This is a genomic window from Bradyrhizobium australiense (assembly GCF_013114825.1).
Lineage (GTDB): Bacteria > Pseudomonadota > Alphaproteobacteria > Rhizobiales > Xanthobacteraceae > Bradyrhizobium > Bradyrhizobium australiense.
The window spans coordinates 292,883-309,982 of the sequence record NZ_JAAVLX010000006.1 but is presented as its reverse complement, the minus strand read 5'-3'; the positions used below and the strand labels follow the sequence as shown (position 1 = coordinate 309,982).

The following is a 17,100-nucleotide window of genomic DNA, read 5'->3' as shown; positions in this document are numbered from 1 at the left end:
CCGCGTTGCCCGCCTTGCGGCAAACGCGGACCACACCAATTTACGGCGCGATCGTCAGCACCGCCTTCATGTTCGGATGGTACCGGCAGTAATATTCAACGCTGCCGGCCTTCTTCAGCACGGACGTCACCGTCTTCTTCGGCGGCGTAGTCACATCGAAATCGCCGTTGCGTGCGGTCGCGGTGTGCGCGAACACGTCCTTGTTAATCCATTCGATGGTGTCGCCGACCTGGGCGGATATTTCGGCCGGCACGAACACCAGATTATCGATCGTGATTTGAATCGTCGCCGCATGCGCCGGGACGACCGCCGCGCCAAGGAGCAGGGCGGCGATGAAAGGCAGACAGTGTCCCGGACGCATGGCGGGCTCCCTATTTCAGCTTGGCGGCGATTTGCTCGGCGTGCTGCTGGTGGCCCTGAAAAATCTTCAGGCCGGTCTGCAGCAGGCTCTTCAACTCGGCATTGCTGGCTGATGGGATCAATTGCGTCTCCAGCGCGCTGTTGACGGTCTTGTGGTAGGCGATCTCGTTGGCGACGTAGGCCTTGTCGTAGTCGGCGCCCTTCAGCTTGTTCAGTTCGGCGAGCTTGTCAGTGGCCTGCTTCGACAGCGCCTTGCTGGTGTCGTTGTCTTCCGGCGTCACCTTCAGCTTCTTGACCAGGTCGAGCGCCTGCTTGTTCACGGCCTCATGGTCCCGCACCATATCTTCCGCGAATGCCTTGACGTCCTTGTTGCCGGCTTTCGAGATCGCCTGTTTGGCGGCATTGATATCGATCACGCCCGCGGTGTAGGCGATATGCGCGATCTGCGGATCGGTCGGCTTGGCGCCTTGCGCCAGCGCGGCGCTGCCAAGAAGGCTCAATGCGGCGATGGCCGCGCTCAATCGAATGAACATGGTTTGACACTCCTGTGGCGCCCGGCGCGAACGGCCGGCGCGTGTTGGTTGCACGGGAGTTGGATGGAGGAGGTGGGCAGAGGTTCCCGAAAAACGATAGCGCGTGGCGGCATTCGGGCCTGCATGATTCGGGTCGCGCAGCTTCGCCGCGCTCCTCACCATGGGGGTCAAAGGGATTGCTCGGCGAGGGAGATAGAAGACCTCACCTGAGGAGCGGCCTTGCGCGCGTCTCGAAGGATCAAGCCACCGCTGTCAGTTGCGCTAATATCCCAGCCGCTTCAGCACGGCATCCGTCAGCCGCTCGCAGCGCCGGCCGGCGAAGGGGAATGCCTCCATCACTACGGGGCCGATCTTCTTCTCGACGATATCGCGCAGCATGGTGCGGGCGCGGTGCAGCCGGGTTTTTACTGTCTCCGGCTTCAGCCCAAGAATTTCGGCGGTCTCTTCCACGTTCATCCCCTCGAGCACGCGGGTGATGAAGACGAGACGGAATGCTTCCGGCAATTCATCGATGGCGTGTTCGACGACATGCTGAATTTCACGCTGGGCCATGGATTTTTCCGGATCGTCGGCGGCAAGAGGAAACTGGATGATCTGGGCCTCCAGCGCGCCCTGCGGCAATGAGTCCAGTTCGACGGCAGGACGCTGGCGCCGAAGGCGGCCGAGCGCCTCATTCATGGTGATCCGCGACAACCAGGTCGACAGGCTGGAATCACCGCGAAAGCTTTCCAGATGGGTAAAGGCACGGACATAGGCCTCCTGCACGACGTCCTCGGCCTCGCCGTCGTTGCGCAGAATGCCGCGGGCGAGCCGATACAGCCTGCGATTATTCGCTTGCATGATGGCGCGTACCGCCGCCTCGTCGCGGGCCAGCACACGGCGCACCAACTCGGCGTCGCCGGTATCGAGGGGGGCGATATTCGGTATGGGGGCCTGACGCATGATGTCCACCAATAGCAGGGTATTGGGGTTGGATGCTGCAAGCGAGCGCAGGTTCCCGAAATATTTCGACTGCTCCACCGAGCCTTTCAATTTTGCGATAGAAGCCATGTCCACATTCAAATTCCTCGAACCCTCGCCGCGATCTATTCTGCACGCCAATCAACCCGGGAATTACAGAGGAAATTGAGCCCGATGGCGGAAGCAGCAAAATCACGCGCCGAGGCGCCGGAGCGGCTCCCGACGTGGCCGGACGAGATCTACCGCGTGCTCAAAGACGCCGGTATTCGCCAGGTCGCGATGGTGCCGGACGCCGGCCATAGCCGCCTGATCCGTTCCTTCGAGGCTGACCCGGAAACCCGCGTCGTGACACTCACGACGGAGGAAGAGGGCGTGGCGATGCTGGCGGGCGCGTGGCTTGGCGGCGAGCGCGGCGTGCTGCTGTTGCAATCGAGCGGCGTCGGCAACTGCATCAACATGCTGTCGCTACCCGTCATCTGCCACATGCCGCTATTGATGATCGTCACCATGCGCGGCGATTGGGGCGAGTTCAATCCGTGGCAGATCCCGATGGGGCAGGGCACGCGTCCCTCATTGGAGGCCATAGGCGTGATCGTGAACAAGGTCGATGAGCCGCACCTCGTCGCCTCCACCGTGCAGGGCGCGGCGAACCTCGCGTTCAATACCTGGAAGCCGGTCGCGGTCCTGATCGGCCAGCGCGTGCTCGGCGCCAAGAACTTCAAGGAGCTTGCCCGCAAATGAGCAATCCGAACGCGCTTCTGCATCGCCGCGACGTCGTCAACGAATTGTTGCGTGACCGCGCCGATCTCCTCGTCATCGCCGGGCTCGGCGCGCCGAACTGGGACGTCTCTGCCGCCGGCGACCATCCCAACAATTTTCCGCTCTGGGGCGCGATGGGCGGCGCCTCGATGATCGGGCTTGGGCTGGCGCTGGCGCAACCGAAGCGCAAGGTGCTCGTCATTACCGGCGACGGCGAGATGCTGATGAATGTCGGCTCGCTCGCCACGATCGGCGTGGAAGCGCCGAAGAATCTTACGATCGCCGTCCTTGACAACGAGCGTTTCGGCGAGACCGGCATGCAAAAGACCCCCACCGCCTCCGGCGTCGACCTCGCCGGCATCGCCACGGCCTGCGGCATCCGCACCTCGCGCATCGTCCGGACGATGACGGAAGTCGCCGAACTCCGCGACCTCGCGCATGAGGGGCGCGGAACGACCTTCGCACAGGTCAAGATCAATCCCGAGGCGCTGGTGTTCGTGATGCCGCCGGCGGATGGCGTTATCCTGACGACGCGATTCCGGCAATCGGTGCTGGGAGACGAGGCGCTCTTCAACTGAGGCGCACTACGCCGTCATGTTGATCTTCCAGCGCCCTTCCCGGGAAAGCTGTTGAATCTCGGACACGATCAGCGTCGCGATTGTCGTCGTCGCGATCGACGGTGGGTGGGCGATCGGCGAAGCCAGGATCAGTTCGCGCGACACGGCGGGACTGACCACGGCCATCTCCAGGCGTTTCGCCGCCACTTCAGTGCGGATCGCCGAGGGCGGCAGCAGCGTATAGCCGAGCCCCTCCTCCATCAGGCTGATCTGCGCGCGGTAGGAATCGACCTCGATCATGGCCTCTAGCTTCAGTTTTTCGCGCGCCAGCGCCTTTTCCAGCAGCGCCCGCAGGCCATGAGAGATGCTGGGCAGGATCAGCTTCTGCTTCACCAGCCACTTCAGATCGACCTGTTTGCGCTTATTCAAGCCGGATCCCGGCGGCCCGACGGCCACGATATCCTCGCGGCCGATCGACTGCACCTGAAGATGGAGATCGACCGCTGGACCATAGATGATTGCGAGATCCATCTCACCGCGGTGCAGCCACTCGACCAGATGCCCGCCATAGCTTTCCACGATGCGCAGCGAGACGTCCGGAAATTCGTTGAGGACGCGGCGGGCAAATCGTCCGGACAGGACGGCGCTGACTGTCGGCACCAGCCCGAGGATGACGCGGCCCGACGGATTGCCGTTAGCCGATTTGAGGTCGTCGCTGACCTGCTCGATCTGGCGGATCAGGCCGGTGGTGCGGTCGAGCAGCATCCGGCCCGCGCTGGTCAAGAGCATGCCGCGCCCGTTGCGGACGAACAGCTCGACGCGAAGCTCATGCTCGAGCAGCTTGATGTGCCGGCTGAGCGCCGGCTGCGCGGCGCGCAGCCGGTCCGCGGCCTTGCTCAGGCTTCCGAGTTCGGCTACGGCCCGGAACGTTCGCAATTGTTTGAGATCCATCGGGTGCCCAGGGTGCCCATTATGCAAGCAATCATATGCCGTTTTCGGAATCTCCGTCCATGACCGTACCATCCATCACCGCCTCGCAAGTCCGCACCGCGCTGCTGTTGCGCGAGGAAATCGCGCTGCTCGATGTAAGGCACGAGGCCGTCTTCGCCACCGGCCATCCTCTGTTTGCCGCCAACATGGCGGCCGACCGGATCGCGCTCGAAGCGGAGACGCGGCTGCCGCGCAAGGACGTGCCGATTGTGCTCTACGATGCCGGCGAGGGCCTCGTGCCGCAGGCCGCGGATCATCTGAAGGCCTTGAGCTACTGCAATGTCCGACAGCTCGATAGCGGGCTGCAGGGCTGGAAATCGGCGGGCTATGAGGTGTTCGAGGACGTCAATTCCTACGCCAAGGCCTTTGGCGAACTGGTCGAGTCGCGCCGCCACACCCCTTCGCTTGCCGCGGAGGAAGTCGGCGCCCTGATTGCGAGCGGCGCCAATATCCAAATCCTCGACGTCCGCCGCTTCGACGAATACGCGACCATGAACATTCCGGGCTCGATCAGTGTGCCTGGCGCGGAACTGGTGCTGCGCGCCGGCCGCGCCGCGCCGGATCCCGAGACCACGATCATCGTCAATTGCGCCGGCCGTACCCGCTCGATCATCGGCACCCAGTCGCTGATCAATGCTGGCGTCCCCAACAAGGTGCGGGCGCTGCGCAACGGAACGATCGGCTGGACGCTGGCCAAGCAAAGTCTCGAACACGGTAGTGACCGACGCGGCGAGATCGGCGCCATCGCAGGCGGCGAAGTCAATGCACGCGACGTCGCCTATCGCGCCGGCGTGCGCCATATCGGCCCTGCCGAAATGACGGCGCTGCAGGCTCAATCCGATCGCACGTTGTACCGCTTCGACGTGCGCTCGGAAGAGGAATACACGGCCGGCCATCTCGCGGGCTTTCGGCATTACGCTGGGGGCCAGTTGGTGCAGGAGATCGACATGGCAGCCCCGGTGCGCGGCGCCCGCATCATGCTGACTGATGATAGAAGCGTCCGCGCCGATATGACCGCGTCCTGGCTCGCGCAGATGGGATGGGAGGCTTACGTGCTCGAAGGCGGCCATGACGGTGCGATAGAAGTCGGACCGCCGCATGTGATCCCGAAGCCCGACCCGTCACACCGCTATCGCCGTCCCTACGAGGGCACCGATGTCAAGGAAAGCGCGATGCAGGCCTATCTCGACTGGGAATACGGCCTCGTCGAACAGCTCCGCCGCGACGGCACGCATGGATTCTTCGTCATTTGACGGCGATCGATGACTAATCGTCCGCGCCGACCATACTCGCAAGCTTCTCGGCCGCGTAATTCTCGCCGATCGACATAGCGCAAATCCGCGAGATCTGCACGTAAGGAAGGCCGCTCTCCTCGGCCCATGCATTGAACTGCGCCTGGACCTTGGCGAGGTCGCGCTTGGAAGTGACCGTTTCCGCAATGTCGAGTCCGGCATCGCGCAGGCACATGACGACATCCCTTGACGTGACGAACCCGTCCCAGCCGAGAAAGCGCAGCATCATCTGCCCGGTATTGCCGCCGAGCCGGCTGCCGCGCTTGGCCAGCAATTCCAGCAATCCGGCCTCGTCCGATGACGGCCAGTTCGCCAGGAACTTGCCGAAACTGCCGTGTTCCTTCGCAATGTCCCGGACGAAAGCGGCATTGGCGCGCACTGACATGATCTTGGCGCCGTTGCGGACAATGCGCGTATCCTTCATCAGGCCGTCCCAGAAATCATCCGGCTGCAGCGTCAGCGGCCCCGGCGTGAAGCCGAGAAACGCTTTTTCGAAGCCCGGCCATTTGCTCTCGATCACGCTCCACGCAAACCCCGCGCAGAACACCCGCCTGGTCATTTCGGAAAGAATCCGGTCGTCGCCGAGCTTGGCGAGCGCCTTCGGGTCCGGCTTTGCCGGCAGCAGCTTGGCGAGTGCCTTCGGCCCGCCCTTGCGCTTCTCAGCGCGGGCCCGGATGGCCTTGAACGCGGTCACGGTGCATGGCCTCTTCGAATGGTTAAGTGGAAACCACGGCTGAAACCCCTGTAAGTCGTAGTGTAGCGGATCGTGCCGGAATTCCCAGCCGGCAGCGTCGAAGGTTAACCGTCGCAGAATTGATCGGCTGATCTGCAAAGAATGGATGGCGTCCTGGCTGGATTTCGCCTAAAGCATCCTCACCTCATTCAAATCCGTCAGGCCGTGCGGCTGCGCGTCGTCAATGCGCGGCTTTTGAGTCATTTCGGTTCGAAGCGCTTTTTTCATATTCCCGGCCGATAACGCCAATCAAGGTCTGACATCTCGTGACATTCTTGCCCACAAGTGCGCCGCTCGCCCGAGCCTTGGCGGAACGCAACTACGATCGGCTGACGCCAGTGCAGACCGCAGTGCTGGCCGACGACGCTGATGGCCGTGACCTGCTGGTTTCCGCGCAAACCGGCTCCGGCAAAACGGTCGCCTATGGCCTGGCGATTGGAACGAACCTGCTGGATGGCGCCGAACGATTCGAGCGGGCTGCCGCGCCGCTGGCGCTGATCGTCGCGCCGACGCGCGAGCTTGCGCTTCAGGTCCACCGCGAACTCGGCTGGCTTTATCAGCATGCGGATGCCCGCGTGGTCTCCTGCGTCGGCGGCATGGACCCGCGCCGCGAGCAGCGGGAGCTTGCCGCAGGCGCGCACATCGTGGTCGGCACGCCGGGGCGACTCTGCGATCATCTGCGGCGCGGCCGGCTTGATGTCTCGGAGTTGAAGGCGATCGTGCTCGACGAGGCCGACGAGATGCTCGATCTCGGTTTTCGCGAGGATATGGAATCGATCCTGCAGGCCACGCCGGACGATCGCCGCACGCTGTTGTTCTCGGCGACCTTGCCGCCGGGCATCGTCGCGCTGGCGAAGGAATATCAGCAGGACGCGTTCCGCGTCGAAGTCGCGGGTGATGAGGGCGGGCATGCCGATATCGAATATCGCGCCATCCGGATCGCGGCCGGCGATGTTGAACACGCTGTGGTCAACATCCTCCGCTACTTCGAATCGCCGGGCACGCTGGTGTTCTGCAACACGCGCGAGGCCGTGCGGCATCTGCAGGCGACGCTGCTGGAGCGCGGCTTCTCGGTGGTGGCGCTGTCGGGCGAGTTGACGCAGAACGAGCGAACGCTGGCGCTGCAGGCCTTGCGCGACGGCCGCGCCCGCGTTTGCGTTGCGACCGACGTTGCCGCGCGCGGCATCGATCTGCCGAACCTCGATCTCGTCATTCACGCCGACCTGCCGAACGATCCGGAAGTCATGCAGCATCGATCCGGCCGCACCGGGCGTGCCGGCCGCAAGGGCGTCAGTATATTGCTGGTGCCGCCGGCGCGGCGGCGTCGCGCGGATATGCTGCTCAAGCTAGCCGGCATCGATGCGGTCTGGGGTCTGGCGCCGCAACCCGATGAAATCCGCAAGCTCGATCAGGAGCGGCTGCTGAAGGACGACCTGCTCGCGGCCGAAACGACGCCCGAAGATCTGGCGCTCGCGCAGGCGCTGCTTGCCGAACGGTCGGCGGAAGAGATTGCCGCCGCGCTGGCGCGGCTCTACCGCGCGCGACTGCCTTCGCCCGAGGACATCGTCGATCCCGGCGAAGATCGCGTCAAGTCTCGTGCCGAGCGCACCCGCGAGAGGGCTGAACGCGAGACCGGTCGTGGATCGAAGCCCGCGAAATCCTCGCCACGCCATCGCATGGCGGAAGACAGTGTGTGGTTCACCGCTGCGATCGGACGCAAGAAGAACGCTGAAGCGCGTTGGCTGCTGCCGATGCTGTGCCGCCGCGGCAGCATCAAGAAGGAAGATATCGGCACCATCCGCATTCTCGATACCGCGACCGAATTCGAGATTTCCGCGCGCGTCGCCAGCCGCTTCGCTGCAAGAATCCGTCGGCCTGACAAGGAAGACAGCATTCGCATCGAGGCGATGACGAATGCCCCGTCGCGCGAAGAGGCGCGGCCCTCGAAACCGCATGGCAAAGTTCACCGCGGCAAGCCTGATCGCGAAACGACCCATGGATATGACCGGCGATCCGACAAACCAGATCCCGCTGACCAGACGAGTTTTGCCAGCAGGGGCCGGCGTCGGGATAAGCCGACTGAGGCGGGAAAGCCGCGGCGGGAAGGGGAAGTGTTGGCCAAGGCTGCATTCGGAAAGAAGAAAAAGAAGAAATTCCGCGGATAACCGTCGCCATCGAGCGTCCGAAACAACTTTTCGGAGCGCGAATGCTTACTAGTTAACAGAGACTTTTGCAGACCTGGACTAACCTTGCATCCATGTTCGAAATGGATGTTGGGAGATTGCATGGCCAGGACAGCCCTGATCTTGGGAAAACCTCTTGAAATCACCGTTCCATTTTCGCTGGGCGTGACGTCGTCCGGGCGTCTGCTGCACACCGCCGGAATTACCGCGCGCGACGCCGAGGGCGAGGTGGTCGGCGAGGGCGATATGCGTGCGCAGGTCGCGCAATGCTTTGCCAATCTGGCCGACATTCTCGAGCACGCCGCGACCTCGTTCGACAAGGTAGTCAAGTTCACCATCTTCACGACCGACATCGACCGCTTTAACCGCGACACCCGCGATATCCGGTTTCCCTATTTCAGCGGCCGCCCTGCCGCGACGCTGGTCGAAGTGAGAAGGTTGGTCGATCCGCGCATGCTGGTCGAGATCGAAGCCATCGTTTGCCTGGATTGATGCGATGGAGCGCTCTGCACCCCGGTCCCTCGCGAATTTCCTCACGGGCGAAGCGCAAGCCATCGCGGACCGCTGCACGAAATGCGGCCAATGCGTCAGCGTATGCCCGGTGATTCCATACGGCGCCGCGGTGAATACGCCGCCCGCACACGTCGTCGGCGGGATCGTGGATTTCCTCGGCGGAGAAAAAGAACTCGATCCGGCATCGGACGCCTGGGCGTCGACCTGCAACGGCTGCGGTCTCTGCATCCCCGCGTGTCCCGAAGCGATCAATCCGCGCAAGATGCTCGCGCTCGCCGGCGCGAGATCGGCATCGCGAGGGGCGAAAACCCCCGAACTCTTCCGCCGCATGTCGCGCGCCATTAAGATCATGGCCGCCATGCAACTGATCCCTGAGGAATTTCGCCACGTGTTCGTGCCGCCCCGGCCAAGACCTGCCCCGATCGTATTTTATCTCGGATGCAACGCGCTGCGAACGCCCCACTTGCTGTTCAACGCGATGGCGGCACTCGAGGCGCTGGACGCCGACTATGAAGTCGTCGGCGGCCCGTCGTCGTGCTGCGGCGTCATCGCCACCAAATGGGAAGGTGAAATCCGCACCGGCGAACGTGTCACCGCCAACGCGATCGATCGGTTCGAAGGGTTCAGTCCGGAACGAGTCCTGAACTGGTGTCCGACGTGCCAATTGCATCTGGGCGAAACCCTCGAAGGCTATCGCAAGACCAGCTACGACTTCGACCACGTGACCAAGTATCTCGTCAGCCGAATAGACGAGTTGCGGGAAAAATTCGTGGTCCCGATTCCACACCGCGTCATTGTCCATGCCCATGTCGGCCGCGCCGACATCTGCCGCAATGTCGATTTGCTGTTGCGGGCCATTCCAGGGCTCGAGATCATCCAAACCGTTTTTGAATCCGGCTATACCTGCGGCGGCTCCGGCTGCAGCAAGTCACCGGAGCTGGCCGCCCGCGAACACAACGAACTTCTCGCGTGCGCCAACGCGACGGGTGCCGAAATCCTGGTTACGCTCTATCACGGCTGCCACGCGGCATTTGTTGGCGCCGAGGCCCAAGGAAAATTCCGCGTGTTGAACTACACCGATCTCCTGGTCGAAGCGCTTGGCGGCGTGCCGCATGTCGATCGGCTGAAGCAGTTTCGCCTGCTCGATGACTGGCAGATGATCGTCCAGGAAGGCCGTCCCTATTTGCAAGCCAATGGCCTGGATATCGATCCGGAATGGCTCAGGCAACATGGGCCCGCCATCTTCGCATCGCTGGAATTCAAGGGGCAGCTTGATTGCTTCGAGAAAGGACACGCTCATGCAAACCCTGCCTGACGTGCAGGCCGGAACACTATCGCCGAAATGGAGCATCGCGACGGAAGGGCTCAGCGCCGCCCAGCGTCAGATGATCCTCGATCGCATGAAGGCCGTATCGTTCGATCCGAAGGAAACCCTGTTCGATCAGGGCGAGCCGAGCGACACGCTGCTGCTCGTCACCGAGGGCCGTATCAGGTTATTCCAGACGCTGGAGAACGGCGAAGAATTCACGTTCGGCATCTGCCTGCCCGGCACGATCCTCGGGCTGGCCGCAACCGTCACCGGACAGGGCCGCATCTTGTCGGCCGAAGCACTGGAAGCGGCCACCGCATCCATCCTGACGCGCGCTCCTGCATTGCCTCGCGGAAATTCCGCCGTTTCACTGGAACATCACTCGGTTGCTCGCCATCCTCTCGATTGAGAGCATCGAACGCAGCGGGCCGATGGTGCTGGACCGCGCCTCGGTGCGGCTCGGCACGATTCTCAAATCGCTGGCGCGGCCGGAGCCGGGTGACTCCCCGCAGCAATGCCTGTCAGTGGTGGACCTGACGCAGCAGGAACTCGCCAGGATGATCGGCGTCAGCCGAAGCTGGGTCGCCATCGCGCTGTCGGAGTTCGAGCGGCTCGGGCTGATCTCCAAGAGCCGCGGCAAGATCGTGATCCGCAATGCGAAGCGCCTCGACGGCTTCATCGCCCAGGAACGCAATCACTAGCGCGACGTCGGCGCTGCAAAAAATGGAAATCCAGCGGGATCAGTCATGAGCGTCTACATTATCGCGCAACTGAAATTCACCCGCCGCGAACTCTACGACCGTTATCAATCGCGCTTCATGGGCGTGTTCAAGAAGTTCAGGGGCAAGCTTCTGGTGGCGGATGCGCATCCAGCGGTGCTGGAAGGCGAATGGCCGCGCGACAAGGTCGTGATTATGGAATTTCCGGATGATGCCGCGGCAAAGGAATTTCAGAATTCGCCCGAGTATCGGGAGATCTCGGTCGATCGCAAGGCGGGCGCTGATGCCATCGTGCTGGCGGTCAGAGGCCTGTGACATGGCGAAGCGTTGAGTTGACCGCCCGGCCGCAACAAGCCGCGACTTACGCACGATTGACATCCGTCTCAAGCACACCTCAAGGCTTCATCAAGCTTCCTCACGTCCATTTGTCTCGCGCGACGAAGCGCCTGTGAAATACCTCACAGGCGGTCTTCGCGCTTGCTGACATTTTTCCCGCGCGAAACACACAACCACCACGCGGGGCATCAGCGATGCGTACTCACTCGATTGAAAACGAGCACAGGCAGCGTCCGAAGCGCAAGGGAATATTTGTGCGCATCCTCGAGGCGCTCCATCGCTCGCGGCGCCGCGATGCAATCCGGGTACTGCGCCGCTACCGGCATTTGATGCCCGGGCAGGCTCAGATACGTCCCGTGAAGCATGTGCCGGAATCCCGACAAACCGAAAAGAGCAGCCGAAATGCCCACGGAAATAACGCGCCCGTCCGCACCGATCGCAAGGCGCAGCGGGACGCCGGGACTCAATTCGCGTGACGGAACGCCGCTAAGCTTCGCTTCGCTCGCCATCATCGCCATCCTCGTCGTGGTCCTCCATGTCGCCGGCAGCGCCGTGCTCGCTGGGCGGCAGCCGCATTCGTCGATTATTGCGGCGGAGGATGATGCGAAATGCCCGGCGGATGCAAAGCCGCAGGTGTTGCCATTGCCAATGGACTAGCCGACGCCTGGGGCGAAACGAATGCCGGATCTGGCGACCCATCCGCTGTTGAGCGTTGCCGTATTCGCCGGCGCCTTCGTCTCGAGCCTTGCCGGCTTTGCGTTCTTCGCGGTCGCGGGCAGCGATCCTGCTGCGCATCTTTCGGCCGATGGAGGCTGTGCCCCTGATGGCCTGCAGTATCGGCGTGCAGGCCGCCAATTTGTGGGCGCTGCGCCGGAACATTCAGTGGGAAGGCAGCCTGCTCTTGATCTTCGGCGGAGCGCTCGGCATTCCGATTGCGGTCTACCTGCTGCAGAACGCGGAAGCGCGTATTCTCCGGGTTGCCTTCGGGATATCGTCGCCATATACGCCGGCTACATGCTGTTCCGTCCGACGCTGGCGTGCGGCTGCGGAGCAACCAGCCGGCGGCTCACGGCGCTGATCGGATTCGGCGGCTTGACGGCGATGCCGGGGGGGCCATTCCGACCATCTGGTGCGACATGCGCGGCATGCCGAAGTGCGACCAGCGCGGGCTGGTGCAGCCGTTCATCGCCATCATTCAGGTGTTGGCGCTGGCGCTGCTGCTCGGGCATCAGAGTCTGTCTGCCAGGCTAGTGATCGACCTCGCCATCAGCCTGCCGGCGCTGTTTGCGGGTTCCGTGCTTGGCATTATGGCATTCCGGAACATCGACGAGGTCGGCTTTCGCCGGACCATTCTTGTGCTATTGCTGTTGTCGGGGGCTTCGCTCGCTTTGGCTTGATTGCGTCGTCACGGCAAGGCTGCGAAGCCCTAAAAATCCTTCAGCATTGGCCGAAAGAATCATGACTGCACTTCAGGGCAACGTTTCCGTCTCGATTGATCCCGTAAAACTCGACCGCCTCGCCGAAGTCGCGGTCAAGGTTGGCTTGCGGCTGCAGCCGGGACAGGACCTGCTGCTGACCGCGCCTTCGGTCGCGCTGCCGCTGGTGCGCCGGATTGCCGTACATGCGTACAAGGCCGGCGCTAGTCTGGTGACCCCGTTACTATCGGACGAGGCGATTACGCTGGCGCGCTACCGCTACGGCCACGAGGCCGGTTTCGATCGTGCCGCGAACTGGCTCTATGAGGGCATGGCGAAGGCGTTCTCCGCCAACACCGCGCGGTTGGCCATCGTCGGCGACAATCCGATGCTGCTGTCGGGCGAGGACCCGGTGAAGGTGGCGCGCGCCAGCAAGGCCAATTCGATCGCCTATCAACCGGCGCTGGAGAAGATCGTCAATTTCGATACCAACTGGAACATCATCGCCTATCCGAGCCCGTCCTGGGCCAAACAGGTCTTCCCAGACGTCCCCGAGGACGTCGCGGTGGCAAAACTGGCTGATGCGATTTTTGCGGCGTCCCGCGTCGATCAGGATGGCGCCGTCGCCGCCTGGGAAAAACACAACGCCGTGCTGCGCGAGCGCACCGAATGGCTGAACGGCCAGCGCTTCGACGCGCTGAAATATTCCGGCCCGGGCATCGATCTGACGATCGGCCTTGCCGACGGCCATGAATGGGAAGGCGGCGCCTCGACCGCGAAGAACGGCATCACCTGCAACGCCAACATCCCAACCGAGGAAGTCTTTACCACGCCGCATTGCCGGCGCGTCAGCGGCCATGTCGTCTCCTCCAAGCCGCTGTCCTATCAGGGCACGCTGATCGACAACATCGCGGTCAGGTTCGAGGAAGGCCGCATCGTCGAGGCAAAGGCCTCGCGTGGCGAGGAGGTCCTTAAGAAGGTACTCGACACCGACGAGGGCGCGGCGCGTCTCGGTGAAGTGGCGCTGGTGCCGCATTCCTCGCCGATCTCCAAAAGTGGGCTGTTGTTCTTCAACACACTGTTCGACGAGAATGCCGCTTCCCATATCGCACTCGGCCAGTGCTACTCGAAGTGCTTCGTGGGTGGCGACAAGCTTACGCCGCAGCAGATCGCCGAGCAAGGCGGCAACAAGAGCCTCATTCATATCGACTGGATGATCGGGTCGGCCGAAACCGACATCGACGGCATTCACGCCGACGGAAGCCGCGTGCCGGTATTCCGCAAGGGCGAGTGGGCGTAATCAGCCTAGCTCGAGCTTGTAGCAGTCGATCGCCGTCTTCGAGAACAGCGCGGTCTTCTCAGCCTCGCTGTATTGCGCGGCGAGCCGCTTGAAGGCGTTGAAGATCACCTGATAGCTGCACTGGCCTTTATCAGGCGGAAAATTGCTTTCAAACATGCATCGATCGGGTCCAAAGGCCTCGATGCAGGTTTCGATATAGGGACGCCATGCGGCGGCGGCCTGTTCCGAAGACGGCGGCTTCGGTCGCAAGTGAAAGTCGTAGCCGAGCAGGCACATCGCAAGCCCGCCGAGCTTGACCACGACGTTCGGACATCGCGCGATTTCCTGGATCGAAGCCTTCCATTCCGGGAATACTTGCTTGCGCCGGCCGGCAAACCGGCCGATGCCGACCGGGCCGCCGCAATGATCGAGTACGATCTTGGTGTCTGGGAAAGCGCGGGCGAGGTCGGTGAGTTCGCCGATCTGCGGATGAAACAGCCAGGCGTCGAAGCTCAGGCCCAAAGGCGCAAGACAGGCAAAGCCCCTGCGAAACGTGCTGTCGAGTAACAGCGCTTTCGGCCGTGTCGCATACATGCCGGCGACGTTGGGATCGGCATCCCAGGCCGAGGAATGCCGGATGCCGCGGAATCGGCCGTTGCCGGCAGCGATCTCCGCCTCCAGCACGCCCTTCGCGCCTTCGCCGAGCAGCAGGTTGACGTGGCTGACGATGCCGGCGCAGATCGCGGCCTTGCCGTAGCCGCCGCTTGCCGCCATCGCCGCCACGCCATTGGCGAATTCGACTTCGCCGACGGGACGGAACGCCTCGGGGCCGTGCGCACGATACATCGAGCGGCAATCGATATAGACGGTCGCGATGACGTTATGGCCGGAGGCAATATCGTTCGACACCTCCTCGATCATGTAGCGCAGGCCGCCGCGGTCCCAGAGATGGTGATGCGGATCGACGATCGGACGCGCGGGGTCGATGATCTCTTCGGTGTGTTGCGCCAGCCAGTCTTCGCGCGGATCGGCGTAGAGCCCGCTTCTGGAGGCGTGTGCAGTGCTGGCGGCCATGAATTTCGGCTCCAACGAGTGTTGTTCGTTTTGCTTCTGATCATTGCGAGGAGCAAAGCGACGAAGCAATCCATCTCTCCGCGTGCGGCGCCATGGATTGCCTCCCGGAGCCTGTCATCGGGCGCGCATTCGCGCGACCAGTTGGCTCGCAATGACGGCGGTTACTAGCGATGCGCTAACTTACACCCCTTCCAGAATAATCACCGTCGGCGTGCCCGGCAGCGTGTCCCGCGAAATCTTCAGAGTCCGCTCGGTCCGCTGGTCGATTTGGAATTGCTGGCCGATCAGGCGCATGAATTCGTCGAGCGGCGTTGCGAAGCGGTGCATCGGCAGAACCACAGAGGCGCGCAGCCGCTTGGTGATCTCGGAAACGCCGTCGAGCGACATCGTATAGGTGCCGTCGATCGGTACCATCACGATGTCGAGCCGGCCGATCGCCGCGAAATGCGTCTCGTCGAGCTTGTGATGCAGATGGCCGAGATGGCCGATGCAGAGCCCGGCGACCTCAAAGATGAAGATCGAGTTGCCGTCCTTGATCATACCGCCGTCCGACCCCTCGCCATAGTAGCGGCGGATATCGGTCGGCACGTTACGGATATAAACGTCGCCGACGCGCGTTGAGACATGCGCCGCCTGTCCGTTCTCACCCCAGCCATGCAGGACATGCGGAATGTTTGGATCCGGAAACAGCGTGTAGTGTGTCGAGTGCGCGCGGTTCATGGTGACGACATCGGGCAGGCGGCCGGTCCGGTAGACGCCGTTGAAGTCGGTCGCGATCCGCACCCCGCCAGGCGTGTCGATGTAGTAGGTGGAATGCCCGACATAGGTGATCGCGACATCTTCGGCTTTGGCGGCGGTGCGGCGCAGGTTGACCGGCACGACGCTGGGCGGGACCTTCGCCATCGCGAGGCATTCGCTGCGCAGCGGTTGCTGGGCGGCCGCAGGGATGATCAGCGAGCCGAAGAAGGCAAGGGCAACAGCAAGGGATCGCAACATGGCATGACCCATTCTCGCGGCGAGGCTGGCCGCGACAGTGTATCGCCGAATCTTGCAGCCGTCATGATGACATTCGCGCACAGCTCTGCGCCGGAATCGCTTCATCGGCAGCCAGCCCTGTCATATAGTGAAATCGAACCAGGGAGTTCGTCTTGACCGAAAATGCCCCCGCTGCGCGTGCCCCGTCATCGAAGCGGCTGGAACCGTTACGGCAAGTCGATGCCGGACCGCTCAGCATCGCCTATTACGAGGCGGGACCGGCAGATGGTGCCGCCGTGATGCTGATGCATGGTTTTCCCTACGACGTTCATTCCTATGTCGACGTCGCGCCGCAACTGGCCGCCCAAGGCTGCCGTGTCATCATTCCCTATTTGCGCGGCTACGGACCGACCCGGTTTCGCGATGCGGCGACTCCGCGCTCGGGCGAGCAGGCGGCGATCGGCACCGACATGATGGCCGTGATGGACGCGCTCGACATCCGCCGCGCGGTGTTCGCGGGCTACGACTGGGGTGGACGCGCAGCCTGCGTCGGCGCGGCGCTATGGCCGGAGCGCTGTATCGGGCTCGTCTGCGTCAATTCCTATCTGATCCAGGATATCGCCGACGCCATGGCGCCGATGCGTCCCGAACGCGAGGTGGCGCTGTGGTACCAATATTATTTCCAGCTCGAGCGCGGCCGCGCCGGTCTTGCCGCCAACCGGCGGGAGATCGCCAGGATATTATGGACGCAGTGGTCGCCGAACTGGGCGTTCGACGATGGCTGTTTCGAGCGGACGGCGAGTGCCCACGACAATCCCGATTACGTCGATGTGGTGATCCACAGCTATCGCCACCGCTTTGGTCTGGCCGAAGGCGATCCGCAATATGCCGATATCCAGCGCAGGCTGGCGGCGCTGCCTCCCATCACCGTATCAGCGATTACCCTGGACGGCGCAGGCGATGGCGTTGCGCCCGCGAGCGACGGCGCTGCCAGCGCGTCGAAGTTCACCGGCCGCCGCGTCCATCGCGTGGTGCCGCGCGTCGGACACAATCTGCCGCAGGAAGCGCCGGAGGCGTTTGCGGCGGCGGTGATGGAATTAATCAAGTCGTAGA

Annotated in this window: 19 protein-coding genes and 1 pseudogene; 12 read left to right on the top strand and 8 right to left on the bottom strand. The window is 62.9% G+C overall.

Features of this window, described 5'->3' with window-relative positions; genetic code table 11:
- Positions 1–40: 40 nt before the first annotated feature.
- The 3 genes from HCN58_RS20140 to HCN58_RS20130 form a co-directional block, all read right to left on the bottom strand.
- Complete coding sequence (locus HCN58_RS20140; protein ID WP_171581122.1) at positions 41–361, bottom strand: cupredoxin domain-containing protein; 321 nt, start codon at positions 359–361, stop codon at positions 41–43.
- A gap of 10 nt (positions 362–371) precedes the next feature.
- Positions 372–893, bottom strand: coding sequence for a DUF4142 domain-containing protein (locus HCN58_RS20135; protein ID WP_171581121.1), 522 nt, complete (start codon positions 891–893; stop codon positions 372–374).
- A gap of 261 nt (positions 894–1,154) precedes the next feature.
- The gene (locus HCN58_RS20130) at positions 1,155–1,835 is read right to left on the bottom strand and encodes an RNA polymerase sigma factor (protein ID WP_171581208.1); all 681 of its coding nucleotides are present in this window, start codon (positions 1,833–1,835) and stop codon (positions 1,155–1,157) included.
- 192 nt (positions 1,836–2,027) lie between these two features.
- On the opposite strand from HCN58_RS20130, the gene HCN58_RS20125 reads away from it, so the two are divergent.
- The gene (locus HCN58_RS20125) at positions 2,028–2,594 is read left to right on the top strand and encodes a thiamine pyrophosphate-binding protein (RefSeq protein ID WP_171581120.1); all 567 of its coding nucleotides are present in this window, start codon (positions 2,028–2,030) and stop codon (positions 2,592–2,594) included.
- Positions 2,591–3,190: a thiamine pyrophosphate-dependent enzyme gene (locus HCN58_RS20120; protein ID WP_171581119.1), complete on the top strand. Its 600-nt coding sequence runs from the start codon at positions 2,591–2,593 to the stop codon at positions 3,188–3,190. The genes HCN58_RS20125 and HCN58_RS20120 overlap by 4 nt, the downstream gene beginning before the upstream one ends.
- 6 nt (positions 3,191–3,196) lie before the next feature.
- On the opposite strand, the gene HCN58_RS20115 is transcribed toward HCN58_RS20120, so the two are convergent.
- Positions 3,197–4,120 (bottom strand): LysR family transcriptional regulator, encoded by a 924-nt coding sequence (locus HCN58_RS20115; protein WP_171581118.1) that lies wholly within the window; start codon positions 4,118–4,120, stop codon positions 3,197–3,199.
- 59 nt (positions 4,121–4,179) lie between these two features.
- Here HCN58_RS20115 and HCN58_RS20110 point away from each other — a divergent pair, with 59 nt between their 5' ends.
- Positions 4,180–5,412: a rhodanese-like domain-containing protein gene (locus tag HCN58_RS20110; RefSeq protein ID WP_171581117.1), complete on the top strand. Its 1,233-nt coding sequence runs from the start codon at positions 4,180–4,182 to the stop codon at positions 5,410–5,412.
- A 13-nt stretch (positions 5,413–5,425) separates the two neighbouring features.
- On the opposite strand, the gene HCN58_RS20105 is transcribed toward HCN58_RS20110, so the two are convergent.
- Positions 5,426–6,145 (bottom strand): DNA-3-methyladenine glycosylase I, encoded by a 720-nt coding sequence (locus HCN58_RS20105; protein ID WP_171581116.1) that lies wholly within the window; start codon positions 6,143–6,145, stop codon positions 5,426–5,428.
- Between the two features lie 305 nt (positions 6,146–6,450).
- Between HCN58_RS20105 and HCN58_RS20100 the strand changes: the two genes are divergently transcribed.
- The 6 genes from HCN58_RS20100 to HCN58_RS20075 all read left to right on the top strand — a co-directional run bounded on the left by HCN58_RS20100 (position 6,451) and on the right by HCN58_RS20075 (position 11,223).
- Positions 6,451–8,349: a DEAD/DEAH box helicase gene (locus HCN58_RS20100; RefSeq protein ID WP_171581115.1), complete on the top strand. Its 1,899-nt coding sequence runs from the start codon at positions 6,451–6,453 to the stop codon at positions 8,347–8,349.
- Positions 8,350–8,469: 120 nt separating this feature from the next.
- Positions 8,470–8,859, top strand: coding sequence for a RidA family protein (locus HCN58_RS20095; protein ID WP_171581114.1), 390 nt, complete (start codon positions 8,470–8,472; stop codon positions 8,857–8,859).
- Between the two features lie 4 nt (positions 8,860–8,863).
- Positions 8,864–10,195, top strand: a complete 1,332-nt coding sequence (locus HCN58_RS20090) for a heterodisulfide reductase-related iron-sulfur binding cluster (RefSeq protein WP_171581113.1) — start codon at positions 8,864–8,866, stop codon at positions 10,193–10,195.
- Positions 10,179–10,598: a Crp/Fnr family transcriptional regulator gene (locus HCN58_RS20085; protein ID WP_171581112.1), complete on the top strand. Its 420-nt coding sequence runs from the start codon at positions 10,179–10,181 to the stop codon at positions 10,596–10,598. The genes HCN58_RS20090 and HCN58_RS20085 overlap by 17 nt, the downstream gene beginning before the upstream one ends.
- Positions 10,576–10,890, top strand: a complete 315-nt coding sequence (locus HCN58_RS20080) for a helix-turn-helix domain-containing protein (RefSeq protein WP_171581111.1) — start codon at positions 10,576–10,578, stop codon at positions 10,888–10,890. Before HCN58_RS20085 ends, HCN58_RS20080 begins: the two co-directional genes overlap by 23 nt.
- A gap of 45 nt (positions 10,891–10,935) precedes the next feature.
- A complete protein-coding gene (locus HCN58_RS20075; protein WP_171581110.1) occupies positions 10,936–11,223 on the top strand; it encodes a DUF1330 domain-containing protein in 288 nt (95 codons plus the stop codon).
- Positions 11,224–11,432: 209 nt separating this feature from the next.
- Here the strand turns inward: HCN58_RS20075 and HCN58_RS20070 are convergent, their stop codons facing one another.
- Entirely contained in the window at positions 11,433–11,753 is a 321-nt protein-coding gene (locus HCN58_RS20070; protein WP_171581109.1) for a hypothetical protein, read from the bottom strand.
- Positions 11,754–11,922: 169 nt separating this feature from the next.
- Between HCN58_RS20070 and HCN58_RS20065 the strand changes: the two are divergent.
- Both HCN58_RS20065 and HCN58_RS20060 read left to right on the top strand, forming a co-directional pair.
- Positions 11,923–12,641 (top strand): annotated as a pseudogene (locus tag HCN58_RS20065) (sulfite exporter TauE/SafE family protein).
- A 61-nt stretch (positions 12,642–12,702) separates the two neighbouring features.
- Positions 12,703–13,959 carry an aminopeptidase gene (locus tag HCN58_RS20060; protein ID WP_171581108.1) on the top strand — a complete coding sequence of 419 codons (1,257 nt, stop codon included), beginning with the start codon at positions 12,703–12,705 and terminating at the stop codon, positions 13,957–13,959.
- On the opposite strand, the gene HCN58_RS20055 is transcribed toward HCN58_RS20060, so the two are convergent.
- Positions 13,960–15,012, bottom strand: a complete 1,053-nt coding sequence (locus HCN58_RS20055; protein ID WP_171581107.1) for an amidohydrolase family protein — start codon at positions 15,010–15,012, stop codon at positions 13,960–13,962.
- Positions 15,013–15,192: 180 nt separating this feature from the next.
- Positions 15,193–16,008 (bottom strand): MBL fold metallo-hydrolase, encoded by an 816-nt coding sequence (locus HCN58_RS20050; protein ID WP_171581106.1) that lies wholly within the window; start codon positions 16,006–16,008, stop codon positions 15,193–15,195.
- 152 nt (positions 16,009–16,160) lie between these two features.
- On the opposite strand from HCN58_RS20050, the gene HCN58_RS20045 reads away from it, so the two are divergent.
- Entirely contained in the window at positions 16,161–17,099 is a 939-nt protein-coding gene (locus HCN58_RS20045; protein ID WP_171581105.1) for an alpha/beta fold hydrolase, read from the top strand.
- The last annotated feature ends 1 nt before the right edge of the window (position 17,100 follow it).